Origin of the sequence: Shewanella psychromarinicola (genome assembly GCF_003855155.1) — a bacterium.
GTDB classification, from domain to species: Bacteria; Pseudomonadota; Gammaproteobacteria; order Enterobacterales; family Shewanellaceae; genus Shewanella; species Shewanella psychromarinicola.
This window is the reverse complement of sequence record NZ_CP034073.1, coordinates 3803681-3816508: the sequence shown is the minus strand read 5'-3', so window position 1 is coordinate 3816508 and position 12828 is coordinate 3803681. Positions and strand designations below refer to the sequence as shown.

Annotated in this window: 9 protein-coding genes and 2 pseudogenes; 8 read left to right on the top strand and 3 right to left on the bottom strand. The window is 41.6% G+C overall.

From position 1 onward, the window contains the following. Positions 1-542 precede the first annotated feature (542 nt). Positions 543-749: a hypothetical protein gene (locus tag EGC80_RS16640; protein ID WP_124011473.1), complete on the top strand. Its 207-nt coding sequence runs from the start codon at positions 543-545 to the stop codon at positions 747-749. A gap of 487 nt (positions 750-1236) precedes the next feature. Here the strand turns inward: EGC80_RS16640 and EGC80_RS16635 are convergent. From EGC80_RS16635 to EGC80_RS16625, 3 genes and pseudogenes are all read right to left on the bottom strand, one after another. After that, positions 1237-1611, bottom strand: a pseudogene (locus tag EGC80_RS16635) (TorF family putative porin); the annotation flags it as partial. Between the two features lie 28 nt (positions 1612-1639). Further along, positions 1640-2857, bottom strand: coding sequence for a BCCT family transporter (locus tag EGC80_RS16630; RefSeq protein ID WP_124011472.1), 1218 nt, complete (start codon positions 2855-2857; stop codon positions 1640-1642). A 252-nt stretch (positions 2858-3109) separates the two neighbouring features. Further along, positions 3110-4258: a GMC oxidoreductase gene (locus EGC80_RS16625; protein WP_233768530.1), complete on the bottom strand. Its 1149-nt coding sequence runs from the start codon at positions 4256-4258 to the stop codon at positions 3110-3112. Positions 4259-5105: 847 nt separating this feature from the next. Here EGC80_RS16625 and EGC80_RS22485 point away from each other — a divergent pair. The 7 genes and pseudogenes from EGC80_RS22485 to EGC80_RS22765 all read left to right on the top strand — a co-directional run. Further along, complete coding sequence (locus tag EGC80_RS22485; protein ID WP_164839483.1) at positions 5106-5483, top strand: hypothetical protein; 378 nt, start codon at positions 5106-5108, stop codon at positions 5481-5483. Between the two features lie 289 nt (positions 5484-5772). Continuing rightward, entirely contained in the window at positions 5773-6456 is a 684-nt protein-coding gene (locus EGC80_RS16615; RefSeq protein ID WP_124011469.1) for a response regulator transcription factor, read from the top strand. Between the two features lie 9 nt (positions 6457-6465). Continuing rightward, the gene (locus EGC80_RS16610; protein WP_124011468.1) at positions 6466-7902 is read left to right on the top strand and encodes an ATP-binding protein; all 1437 of its coding nucleotides are present in this window, start codon (positions 6466-6468) and stop codon (positions 7900-7902) included. A gap of 86 nt (positions 7903-7988) precedes the next feature. Continuing rightward, on the top strand, positions 7989-8819 hold the full coding sequence (locus tag EGC80_RS16605; RefSeq protein ID WP_124011467.1) for a YbhB/YbcL family Raf kinase inhibitor-like protein: 831 nt from the start codon (positions 7989-7991) through the stop codon (positions 8817-8819). Positions 8820-8886: 67 nt separating this feature from the next. Then, the gene (locus EGC80_RS16600) at positions 8887-10110 is read left to right on the top strand and encodes an efflux RND transporter periplasmic adaptor subunit (protein WP_124011466.1); all 1224 of its coding nucleotides are present in this window, start codon (positions 8887-8889) and stop codon (positions 10108-10110) included. A gap of 3 nt (positions 10111-10113) precedes the next feature. Next, positions 10114-12060, top strand: a complete 1947-nt coding sequence (locus tag EGC80_RS16595; protein WP_124011465.1) for a MacB family efflux pump subunit — start codon at positions 10114-10116, stop codon at positions 12058-12060. A 543-nt stretch (positions 12061-12603) separates the two neighbouring features. Then, positions 12604-12734, top strand: a pseudogene (locus EGC80_RS22765) (IS3 family transposase); the annotation flags it as partial. Positions 12735-12828 lie beyond the last annotated feature (94 nt).

Below are 12828 nucleotides of genomic sequence, written 5' to 3'. Positions count from 1 at the left end.
GTTGTTAAAAATAAAAAGGTTTTACATGTAATCATTACAGTTGCAGCTATTTTTGAGATGATTAGCGATAAAATGTCATCTTGAAACTGTTTTATCTGTCATGTAAAACTGATGATTAAGCTTCTGGCGATTGATCTGTACATGTCTGTTAGTCTCGTTACTGTCATCGTTAATAGGCGACAATTAACCCAAAGCGGTTACGCTGAGGTGTGCTTTTTTGTACTGTTGGCTAGCATTATTGGCAATCAGTGCTTGATGTTGATTTGAATCGCGGTCAGTTTACCAAGCTTGTTTGTGATGACATTAGGGTTCTTAGACGCTGGAGTCTTATAGTAAAAGGCGGATGGGCCTTAGTGCATTAATTGCATTAATTGCATTAATTGCATTAATTGCATTATTTGCATTAGTTGGAAGCCTATTAACATTAAGATCTGACTAGCTGATTGACTGGATCAAATCCAAAGCTCAAAATAATCCAACAAATTAGCCAATCTATTCATTATAGGTAGGCAATAGCTAGGCAATAGATAAGAGGCAAACAGATGGGCAGTGCAGCAATGATCATGTGGAGTGTGCTATTTGGCGCCATTGGCATGGGGTATTTTGTCTATGGAAAACGTCAAAGAGCGATTGTTCCCTTATGTATTGGAATGGCGTTATGTGTGTTTCCGTATTTTGTTGCCAGTGTCACCAGCTTACTGATAATGGGGGTTATCTTGGTGGCGATACCGTACTTTATCCGGCTTTAGTCGCCGGCAGATATTATCCGTTTTATCACTCTGATTCATCCAGGTTAACATTGTTACTTTTATCTGTACCAAGCCGAACAAGTGGCGTTACTCATTTCATCGTTAAATCTGACCTTTCTCAGCTAGGCAGGTAACTGATTAATGCGCCAAAGTTTACGGGTCGTTGGACTTTCGTCCGAGTAATGCAGACCCTATTTCATGTTTGGTAGTTTGCTTTAGAGCGTTAATTCAATGTTATCAATTGCCTGCCGCAGGAATGTTCAGGATGAACGGAATGTCGCAATCACATGGATGTGAAAGAGTGACCTTAAGTACACATACACCTAAGATCCGCCGTAAACCCATCCATGGGGGATCTGCGAAAACGTCCCTGTTTTCGACGGTCTCAGGTGCATGTGTACCGAGTATTATGTTTCTTCGATTTGGCTTCATTTGGCCAAAATATCAATTAATACAAATCAATATTTTGCGCCTCCTTAGGTAATCGTAAATTGGTGTATATCTCTGGGTAGTCATACTCATCAGAGGCATTATCACCAGGGTAAGTGTAATATGCGATACCCGCATCGACAGAGAGTTTATCAGTTAACTCAGCATACTTACCTGCATAAAAATCAAGTTCTAACTAAGTGTTATCAGCACTACCAAAGTCAACATTAGATGCCCAAGCACCCAAGTACCAAGCGTCATTTGCTGCATGGTCTAGGCTGGCTTGTAATGCCGGGTCATTATCCGTTTAGCTAACACCATTAAAGGTATAGTCAGACGTTGCATTAATCGTGGCGCTTAACTCTCCTGCAGTGACTGAAGTTGGTAGAGCAAATAAGATCAATAGGGCAAACTTTTTTATTGTCCTGTTCATTACTATTCCTTAGAACATAAATATTGGTTTAGTTTGCTAATGCAAATTTAGTGAAATCAATTTTATTTTCTTTTGGAGAGTGTTCAATTTTACCCACGTTGTGGTAATGCGATATTAAGATAAAACCAAAGCAACCTAAGATCAGGCCAATAGATAACGCGCCAACCCATTGTATTTGAAGAAATTCAAGTTTAAACAACAAGGTTAAACCACTCAGCAATACCACATTCCCGATCATATAAGGGACTTTACCAAAACGTTCAACCGTTATATTTAAGTTGTCTGTGTATAAACGCACTAGCGAATCGAGTGAATTAATCACAAACGTGATGCCAACGATCACCATGGCCAGATTATAGAAACCTGATGTATCAATGCCGTTTGCGCTGTAGTAGTACAGTACGGTGAACCAAATTGCGATTGGAATAGAAGGGAACACCATCATGGCGAACAAAACTTGATAGGTTTTCATGCCGCCGACAAAACGGGCGGTAAATTGACCAATCATAATGCTCCACGCAAACCACCATAATAGGTAAAACTCATGGTAATCATTGATGGGTAAAACAAAACGATTGATATTGCTAAAGTAATTACCGATTAATGCAAAGGTAGTAAAGAATTCACCCACACTTGAGTCGTCTGCTAAAAATGCACCAGACCACATCAGGGCGATTAAACCAAAGAATAACCAAGTACTGGCTAAACTGAGATAACGTACATAGCGAATACTGGTGCTTGAATACACTGCGGCGGCAATCACCATAAACACGATAAGGTAAAAGCTACTGACAATGCTTTCACCATCACCTAATTGCGGTAAATACCAGGGTAAATTGGTCAATAATAAATAAGCGGTAAAGGCACACGTACCAATAATTACTAGGTTATTAATAAATTTAATCAGCGGAATTTTAAAAAACTGTACTCTTGGTTCAATAACACAGAAGTAGAAACTGGTTAAAAAGTAAAAAGCCCAAATTAAATAGGACCAAAAACCAAACTCAATTGCCAATGGATTGCTAAATCCATATTCAGGACTGGCGGCTAAATCAGCATAACCGGCAAATTCGGTTAATGGAAACATGATTAAGCCAACATCAAGTCCCGAGGTGAACAAAATGGCAATAAAGGTAAATTTATGCACGGGTGTGACACCAATGCACCGCATGTTACCCCAACGATAAATCACAAATGCTATAGCGGAAAAAGTAAATAAAATGCCTATTGATAACCAGGTAGTCATTACTTAACTCCTGGGTAAATAGTATTTATAAACAAAATGTGGGCTCCTTGTTGTCTTTTTCTCATACCATAGAACAATTTTTAAAGGCGAATATGCCCTCAAGCCTTAAGTATCGTGAAGACGATAGTTAAACCCTGATAGATTGAACTTGGCTACATTGGCCATTTATAAAAACATCGGTTGGCCATCGACCCATTGTCGATGTGTATTATTGATACCCATAGACTAATTTGTGGTTAGTTAAGCGATCATTTAAGCGCTTGTAATCGTTGTGATGGGTTGGCAACGGTAACGTTGGCCAAACTGTGGCGGGGGCTGTGGTTGTGCACCTAAAACAAATTCGGCGCCTTGCTCGGCGACCATGATGGTCGGTGAGCTCAAATGGCCATTAGGGATTGTCGGGGAAATAGACAGATCAACGACATGTAAGCGATTAATGCCATGAACTTTGGTTTCTGAATGGACAATCATCATGTTATCTTCGCTCATTTTGCACGAGCAAGTCGGCTGGTCAGCTCGTTCAACCGCGCTTGTGACAAAACGTTCAATCTCTTCATTCGTTTGAGCTGATAAGTTAGCTTGAATGGGTTCACAACGGTATTGATCTACACTCATTTGATTGACAAATTCACGGATTAAGTGCACCTGCGCGCTAAAGCCTTCAATGTGGTTTTGGTGTGATAAATAATTGAACTGGATTTGAGGCGCAGCCTGAGTATCATTTGATACTACTGTCGCAGTCGGACAGTTTTTGGGCTTATTGTGGCCAATATGTGCTTGGAAACCATGCCTGAGAAAAGCATTTTTACCATCATAGTGCATTACCGCAAGTAGGTGGTGATACTGCCAATCTGGCCTCGCTATAGCCGCTTTAGAATCGATAACACCAGATGATGTAAAAGGCTTGATGTTGAGCGAACGGGACAACCAAAAACCAGCAATGACGGCGATTTGCTTAGTCGCATTGACGGCAGCTAATGTTGGCCATGATGGGTTAACTGAAAAAAACCGATGGGCGTATAACTGCTGACTATTAATATTGTGCAAGCTTGCTAGCCTAGAGGCGTTTATCGCCTGAGACCAGAAGTTTACGTAATTTTTAGTCGTGGTATTTGAACCTTGTATCTCGGTAAGGTTAGCTGCCACACTCTTTGAAAGCCTTGTTACAAGGGGGACGTTTTTGCATGACGTTGTTGTCAGTAATGCTTGCATCAATTTATCTGAAACAAATTTTTGGCTGGCTTGGATTATCCCTTGTTTGCTACCGAAATAGTGGTTGACTATCCCTGATAACATTGCCGTCAATCCGCTAATGCGATTACGTGTGGTGTTTGGTAATCTATGGTGTTCGACAGATACTAACGTGGCATTAATCAGCTGTTGTTGTCTGTCGTTTTTCAATACAGGTCTTGCTATATAGGGGATCATTGGTCTTAAGGTTTGTTAATTGTACGCTTAATTGATAACGATACTAATGATTAGAGCTCTAACTATCAAGCATTTATTTGACCAGCATCACATAAAGCTGATGTTGCTAAACAAGATCTAAATCAGCACTTAAAGTATAACTCTATGTTTTTAATGGTTAATAATTGATGGTATGAAGTTTATTTTTTTGTTTTTAAAAATAAAAGGTTTTACATGTAATCATTACAGTTGCAGCTATTTTTGAGATGATTAGCGATAAAATGTCATCTTGAGACTGTTTTATCTGTCATGTGAAACTGATGCTTAAGCTTCTGGCAACTGATATGTACGTGTCTGTTAGTCTCGTTACTGTCATCGTTAATAGGCGACAATTAACTCAAAGCGGTTACGCTGAGATGTGCTTTTTTGTACTGTTGGCTGACATTATTGGCAATCGGTGCTTGATGTTGATTTTGGTGAACTTCTTAGGATATTTATCGGGAACCCAGCTAATATGCTGTTGAACTAAGCCGATGCGCGGAGCCAAATGCTGGCTCAATCGAGTATATTATCCTCATTGAATCAGCTAAACTTAAAAAAGATGTGATGGAACACCACAATGACAAGGGAATTTCAATGAAACATGTACAATTCAAGCCAAATAATCAGTTCAAAACGGCTCTGCAGCCCAGAGCCAGCATCAAAAAAGCAAATTCCTACAGCATAAAGCGTACCAATTAATCTGGACTCGGCATCGGCCAAGTCCAACAAGTGGTTTATGCCATGCAAACAGCACAACGCATAAATACTAAAACGTTAGGTTTAAAGAGAATTAATCGTCATGTTCTGGCAAATATCATTTTGGTTACTTGTTGTTATTTTAGTTTTACCATTTCCATTTAAGGTTCTTGGCTATATTAAAGGCTCAGACGATAGTAAGTTAAGTGTCAAAATAGAAGAGTCTGCGAATGCAATTTTCATGTCGATTGGATTATTTGCTTTTTATGGTTATATAAACGATCAGATTTATTTAAATCCAATGTTTTGGCAAGTGTGGTTAATAATTGGTGTCTTGTGGTCTATTTTTGCAATTTTTTGGTCACCTAAATTAGCTTATGCAACAGAGCTCATGGGTAAAAACAAAATGCGCATTGCTGCTGGTGTTGGGTGTGTTTTATATATTCCGTTATTTTTAGCTGTATATTTTTACGCATTTTAAACCTAAAACATAAGAGATTTTTGCCAGTCAATAGGCGACCCATTTTACGGGTAGAAAGTATTTTTCTGCTTTTGCAGTCAAATTAAAATCAATCAACAAATTCATCTACTAATACTTATAATTTTTATTGAGTTTGTTTTGGCACCTAAAAGAAAACCCTGAATAGGGCTGACTTTAATTTTTCTTGTATGACCAGACTTAATCCCTTAAATGACAATGTTGTCATATAGGTTGCGGGTGCGATGCGTCAGGTGAGATACTTTTAAGTGTTTCCCAAGGATAGAACTCAATGAAAGTATTGCTTGTCGAAGATGAACAAAAAATTGCAGATTTTATCTGTGAAGGTTTGCGCGCCAAAAATCTCAAGGTCACTCATTGTGCCGATGGCAATCAAGGTTATCAGGCGGCAAGCAATAATACCTATGATGTTATTATTCTTGACATTATGCTTCCGGGCCGCGATGGGCTGGATATTCTTCGTTCGCTGCGTCAACAAGGTGTCGATACGCCTATTATTCTGCTTACTGCACGTAATGAATTGGGTGACCGCGTTCAAGGGTTAGACATGGGCGCTGATGATTACTTAGCAAAACCGTTTTATGTTGAAGAGTTGCATGCTCGCATTCAAGCCTTGCTTCGACGACATGGCGGCACACAACAGCATGTCGTTGAGGTAGGCGCATTACAACTTGATTGCATTAATCGAAGCATTAATTGTCAGGGGCAATCAGTCGAACTCACTAGTCGCGAATTTAGCTTGCTTGAACACTTAATGCGTTCGCCTAACCAAGTATTAACCCGAGGACAGCTGTTGGAGCATGTTTGGGGATACGATTTTGATCCGTGTACCAATGTTGTTGATGTGTGTATTAAACGCATCCGCAATAAAATGGCTTCATTAGGGAAGGCGGGTAAAATGGTCGGTGCCATTGAGTCGGTCCGCGGCACAGGCTATCGCCTGAGCATTCGATAAGGTTTTAATATGTATTTTCGTACTCGTATTTTTGCCATATCAATTTTAACCGTGACAGCTGTGCTTGCGCTGGTTATCAGCTTAAGTTGGTCGCGTATTATGACTGTAGAATTGACTAACCTTGATTCTCGCCTTTGTATGGAAGCAAAACGCTTAATACCCAAACGTACACTGCCTGATACAAATAACCCCGCTGCCAATATAAATAATTTACGCGACACTTCGCTTTCTGGTAGTCGGTTAATGACTGATTTAACAGACAAGTTGCGAGTTAGTTCACCGAACCAATTAATGCTCTCGGTAGGTTCTGCGGAGCAAGGGTTTTTAACTGCGCCAACGGGTGTTGACGTACAAGATGTTATAAGTCGCTTACATTGGCTGAGCGCTGAGCCACTAGCGTTAACCGATAACTATAAAGCCAACGCTGTTTGTCAATTTGCCTTTTTTGAACATCAGCAAAACCAATGGCGAGCCAGTTTACTCCAAGCCTCAAACCAACAAAGTTTTATCGCTGTGGATGTTGCCGCTACCACTAGCCAGTTAACGAGCACCTTGCAGGCGGCGCTGATTGTGGTTATTCCTTTTTCTCTATTACTCAGTATTCTAGGGGCATGGTTTATCGCAACCAATACGATTAGACCAATAAATAGATTACACAAAGCAATGGATAAGGTGACCCAAAAAGATCTTAGTCATCGCTTACCTGAGCATAAAGAAGACAAAGAGTTCAAAATGTTGATTGATGCATACAATACGATGCTCGATCGCCTAGAAGACAGCTTTCGACAAGTTTCTCGTTTTACTGCTGATGCCGCCCATGAGCTAAAAACGCCACTCACAGTGCTAAGAGGCAAGCTTGAACAAGCTGTGTTGTCTGAAAATTCATCGCAATTAGATCTCAATGCCATTCTTGATGAAGTGGGGCATTTGTCAGCTATTACCCGTAAATTGTTGCTGCTATCACAGGCTGATTCTGGCTCTATGGCGTTGCATTTTGAGCCGATAAACATCACTGAATTAGTCGATGAGTTGATCGCCGATATGACCTTGTTGTCGGATGAACTGGAGCTTGATTGTGTTATTGAGAAAGGTTTAATCATCCAAGGCGATATTGTCTTGCTGAAGCAGCTGTTAAATAACCTGCTCGTAAACGTAATGCGTTATAGCCTTCATCACAAAGGTGTGACTATTCACGCTCGCCAAAACGAGTCTGCTATAGAAGTCGTGATTAGCAATTTTTGCCTTCCGATACCTCACGACGTCAGGGTAAAACTTTTTGATCGTTTTTACCGCGGAGAACCTGCACATACTCAAGGGATATCTGGCAGTGGTTTGGGGTTAAGTTTAGCCAGAGAAATCGCTCGCGCACACGGGGGCGATCTTACGCTTGAACCCAGTGATAGTGAGGTTGTGACTATGCGGCTGTTGTTACCCATCGTTAAATGACAACATTGTCATCCATCAGCGAAGCCTAATCGATACACTTAAGTTAACTCATTAATCGTTAACTTAATCGCTACGGATATTAGGCCATGAAAACCTACATTATTGTCTCCATTTTATCTTTGACGCTGCTAGCCGCAACGGCCGCTAATGCCAAGGCGTCACTTGAACTTACCAGCCCTGCATTTACCGATAATGGTACATTACCAACTGAATTCACTTGTGAAGGAGAGGGGGTTTCACCGCCATTAGGCTGGCAAGGAGTACCCAACGGAACCCAATCATTGGTGGTGATAATGGACCACATGCCTAATCAACACCCGACCAACAATGAACAAAATACATCAAAGCCTGACTCGGCTGACAATAAAAAAGGCACTCCACCTCAAGGTGACACTCAGGCACCTAAACCAAACCAGCCTGAGGAACTCAAGTGGTATTGGATTGTTTACAATATTCCGGCGCAAGCTTCTGGTATTGGTTCTGGCAGTAAAGAAAATCAATCTGTTGGTTCATTTGGCAGTAATACTGTGAATGATCGTAACGAGTATGCACCGCCATGTTCTAAAGGACCTGGCCAAAAAGTGTATACTTTTCATCTGTATGCGCTATCCAAATTTTTAGATATCGATTCGTCTGCCCCAGTGTCAGCCCCAGTATCTGCCCCAGTATCAGCCTCTGTGTCAGCAGTATCGCTTCGACAAAGCATGCAAGGCTTCATACTGGACTCAGACTCTTTGACTGTGAGCTTTGAGCGACACTGTCAAACGCCGCAACGGGCTCATTCACCACAAGCTCATCCGCAAGAATCTCATCCGGAACAAGCACAGCCACATAATGACAGCATGGATCCGCTGTCAACATTGCCATTGTGTAAACCCACTTTGAATACGACTTCTGCTGTTATTGATAGTAAGTAAACGCAAAGCCGTTATTACAAGATTGTTAGCGCAGATTCAGTCACTAAAAAGACATTAAGAGATCCACATGAAAAAGAACATTAAAAACACCTTGCTGCTTCTTACTCTTGGCGCAATCGTTGCCGTTGTAGGATACAAGTACACTCAAGCACAACAAGACCAACCTATCTTTACCTCCGATGTGGTTAAACGCGGCAACATCGAAAAAGTAGTACTTACCAATGGCGTGCTTTATCCGTCTAAATTAGTCAGTGTCGGTGCTCAAGTATCGGGGTTAATCGAAACAATGGACGTGAACGTTGGCCAAAATATAAAACAGGGCGACTTGATTGCTCAAATCGATAATTTAACTCAACAAAATGCCCTTAAAGAAGCCCAAGCATCACTGCAAAGTATTGATGCGCAATATCGGGCAAAGCAGGCTCAAATAAAAGTCGCACAGTCTGAATATGCTCGTAATAAGAAGATGCTGGTTAATGGCGCTGCGTCGGTATCAGATTTTGATTCGGCAGAATCGATATTGGCGGTTTATCTGGCTGAGCTTGATGAACTCAGTGCTGAAAAAGACAAAGCAATCATCAGTGTCGATAACGCCAAGCTCAATTTAGGTTACACAACTATTCGTTCACCTATTGATGGCACCGTGATTTACGTGTCGGTCGAAGAGGGGCAAACCGTTAATAACAATCAAGGCACCCCCAGTATTATTGAGCTTGCGCAATTAGACGTAATGACGATTAAAGCGCAAGTATCTGAAGCTGACATTATCAATGTGAGTGCTGGGCAAGACGTGTATTTCAGTATTTTGGGCGCGACAGCGAAAAAGTACCGTGGTGTATTACGCACCATTGAACCAGGGCCAACTTTGCTTAGCGGCGCCGACAGCTCATTGATGATTGGCGATGATGAAGCGATTTACTACAACGCTCTGTTTGATGTTGAAAACCCAGACAACCTGTTGCGCTTTGGCATGACAGCGCAGGTATCGATTATTTTAGCCAATGCGCAAGATACGTTGCTTGTCCCATCACAGATATTGATAACAAAAACGGGGCCAAGCGCTTCGTATCAAGTGCCAGTGATAGTAGACAACCACATTGAATATCGCAATGTTGAAGTGGGCATTAATAATAAAGTCTACGCTCAAATCCTCTCAGGGCTTAACGAAGGTGATCAAATCATGCTTGGTCAAACTTCAGCTAATGACGACGCGATTTCGATGACCGGCCTATCTAAGGGCAATATGCTCGGACAAAGTGTACCAGGTCTTGGTAAAGGAAAGAGGTTATAACCCATGGCTGACGTTCTATTAAATATTAAAGGTGTTAGTCGTTCTTTTACCGCCGGAGAGCAGGAGCTGACGGTACTTAACAACATTAGCCTGCAAATCTGTCGTGGTGAATTGATTGCCATTATCGGCGCGTCTGGTTCCGGTAAATCAACATTAATGAACATCCTTGGCTGTCTGGATAAACCCAGTGCAGGCAGTTATTTCATTAATGGTCAGGACACATCCAGTATGGATGACAATGAACTAGCCGCACTGCGACGTGAATATTTTGGGTTTATCTTTCAGCGCTATCATCTTTTGGGAGATTTAACTGCGCAGGGCAATGTAGAAGTACCGGCATTGTATGCCAATGAGGGGCCGCAAACTCGACACGAAAAAGCTAAAAAACTACTGACTCGTCTAGGGTTAAGCGATCGTTTAGATCATAAACCAAGTCAGCTAAGTGGCGGCCAACAACAACGTGTCAGTGTGGCCAGAGCTTTAATCAATGGTGGCGATATTATTCTGGCCGATGAACCCACCGGCGCGCTTGATAGCAATAGCGGCGAAGAAATGATGAAGCTCATTCAAGAACTGCATCGCGACGGTCACACCATTATTTTGGTGACACACGATCCGCATATTGCTGAGTTTGCAGATCGCGTCATCGAGCTAAAAGACGGCGAAATCATTGCCGATAACCAAAAACGTATCCCAGCAGAAACGAGCTCGTTAATCGCAGACAGACAATCTTCTCGAACAGATAAGAAGATAAACTGGTCGCGATACCTTGAAGCGTTAAAAATGGCGTTAATTGCAATGTCCAATCATCGTTTGCGTACGTTTCTTACGATGCTCGGCATTATTATTGGCATTGCTTCAGTGGTGTCTGTCGTTGCGTTAGGTGCTGGTTCGCAGCAATCTATTTTGGATAATATTGCCTCAATGGGCACCAATACCATTGAAATAAAACCAGGCACAGGGCGAGGAGATCGCCGCTCTGAACGGGTTAAGTCGCTCACGGCAGACGATGCCAATGCGCTTAAAATATTGCCCTATGTGGACAGCGTTACCCCAACCGTTAGAGCTAATGTTGTTATACGTTATGCTAGCGAAACCGTCACAGGATCGATTCAAGGCGTGGGTACTGAGTATTTTCGCGTGCGCGGTTATACGCTTGCTAAGGGACAATATTTTGCCGATGATAGTATCGATACGCTAGAACAGGTTGCCGTCATTGATGCCAATACCGATCAGACACTTTTTCCTGATGGCAATGCGCTAGGTAGCGTCATTTTTCTCGGCCGTCTTCCTGTTCGTATTATTGGCGTAACAAAGCCAATTGAAAGTGTGTCCGACAACAGTGATGAACTGAATGTTTGGTTGCCGTATACCACGGTGTCTGGGCGTATTTTTAGGCAAAATTATGTAAACGATATTACCGTAAGGATAGATGCGAATGTATCAAGTGATGTGGCAGAGCAAGGCATTATTAGCTTATTGAGTATGCGCCACGGCAAAGTTGATTTTTTCACTATTAATACAGATACGATACGCAAAAGCATTGAAAAAACATCTGAAACCATGACGTTACTGATATCAGCTATCGCGTTTATCTCTTTGTTAGTTGGCGGGATTGGGGTAATGAATATCATGCTGGTATCGGTAACAGAGCGAACGCGCGAAATAGGCATTCGTATGGCCGTTGGTGCCAGGCAAACCGATATTATGCGTCAGTTTTTGATTGAAGCCGTGCTGGTGTGTTTTTGTGGTGGCGCATTGGGGATTGGACTTGCTTATCTTATCGGCATGATATTCACCTACACAGGCAGCAGTTTTCAGATGATCTATTCGAGTACGTCAATTGTGGCGGCTTTTGCCTGCTCGACCTTAATCGGTATTGTGTTTGGTTATCTGCCAGCCCGAAATGCGGCTAAATTAAATCCGGTAGATGCACTCTCAAGAGACTAACACTAAGTAAATAGGATCCCCAATTACTGGCTCTATGAAGACGGGAACTATTGTATAGCGCACAGTCGAAATATTTACAAGGTCAACTAGAGTTAAACGCAAAGTGGCATACTTGGGGTTAAACCTTAACCCCGCTATCCACTTACACTGTTTGTGGTCAAGTAATATTCTGCATAGCGTTAGACGTTAGGGATACATTTTGTAATCTTTTGAGCCTAGATTAAGTTGAGAACTCTAACGCGTTTCTTTCCAAAAGTAAGTCAGCTAATTAGATTTGAGATTTTCCTATTTGGCTTTCATCTATAGACAACTATGCGGCTAAATCGAAGAGAATTAAATTACAGGTGTAGATGAGTCAACGAGTATCCAAAACAGAGATTATTCTCGCTAATTTACAAGAATAATCACTGTTCGACTTGAGCTTTATTACTTGCCTTTTGTCACTCGTTTTAGACCCAAAATGATAGAAAGTTAGCAGGGATTTACCTTATTCGCTCTGGTACCATAATCTTTTTCTGACTGACGAAGCTTTCTTTAGCAACAAACCCTGAAGCAAGCATGTGCCACAGTAGAAACTGTCATGATAATGCAGTAGCTGAATGCTTTTTTCATTGTTGATGAAAGATAGAGTGAAGCGGAAAAGCGATAAAAGCAGGGACGAGTCACACTCCGAGAGATTAGCTACTGCTAACCCCCTAGAACAGTAGTTAATTCATTGAATTCAGCCTATTATTTTTATACTAATTAGGTAAATTAATTTACAATAGT

Excerpts from the sequence above, each read along its gene's own strand:
- EGC80_RS16595 (WP_124011465.1), top strand. The coding sequence starts at position 10,114 with ATGGCTGACGTTCTATTAAATATTAAAGGTGTTAGTCGTTCTTTTACC.
- EGC80_RS16630 (WP_124011472.1), bottom strand. The coding sequence starts at position 2,857 with ATGACTACCTGGTTATCAATAGGCATTTTATTTACTTTTTCCGCTATA.
- EGC80_RS16640 (WP_124011473.1), top strand. The coding sequence starts at position 543 with ATGGGCAGTGCAGCAATGATCATGTGGAGTGTGCTATTTGGCGCCATT.
- EGC80_RS16610 (WP_124011468.1), top strand. The coding sequence starts at position 6,466 with ATGTATTTTCGTACTCGTATTTTTGCCATATCAATTTTAACCGTGACA.
- EGC80_RS16615 (WP_124011469.1), top strand. The coding sequence starts at position 5,773 with ATGAAAGTATTGCTTGTCGAAGATGAACAAAAAATTGCAGATTTTATC.
- EGC80_RS16605 (WP_124011467.1), top strand. The coding sequence starts at position 7,989 with ATGAAAACCTACATTATTGTCTCCATTTTATCTTTGACGCTGCTAGCC.
- EGC80_RS22485 (WP_164839483.1), top strand. The coding sequence starts at position 5,106 with ATGTTCTGGCAAATATCATTTTGGTTACTTGTTGTTATTTTAGTTTTA.
- EGC80_RS16600 (WP_124011466.1), top strand. The coding sequence starts at position 8,887 with ATGAAAAAGAACATTAAAAACACCTTGCTGCTTCTTACTCTTGGCGCA.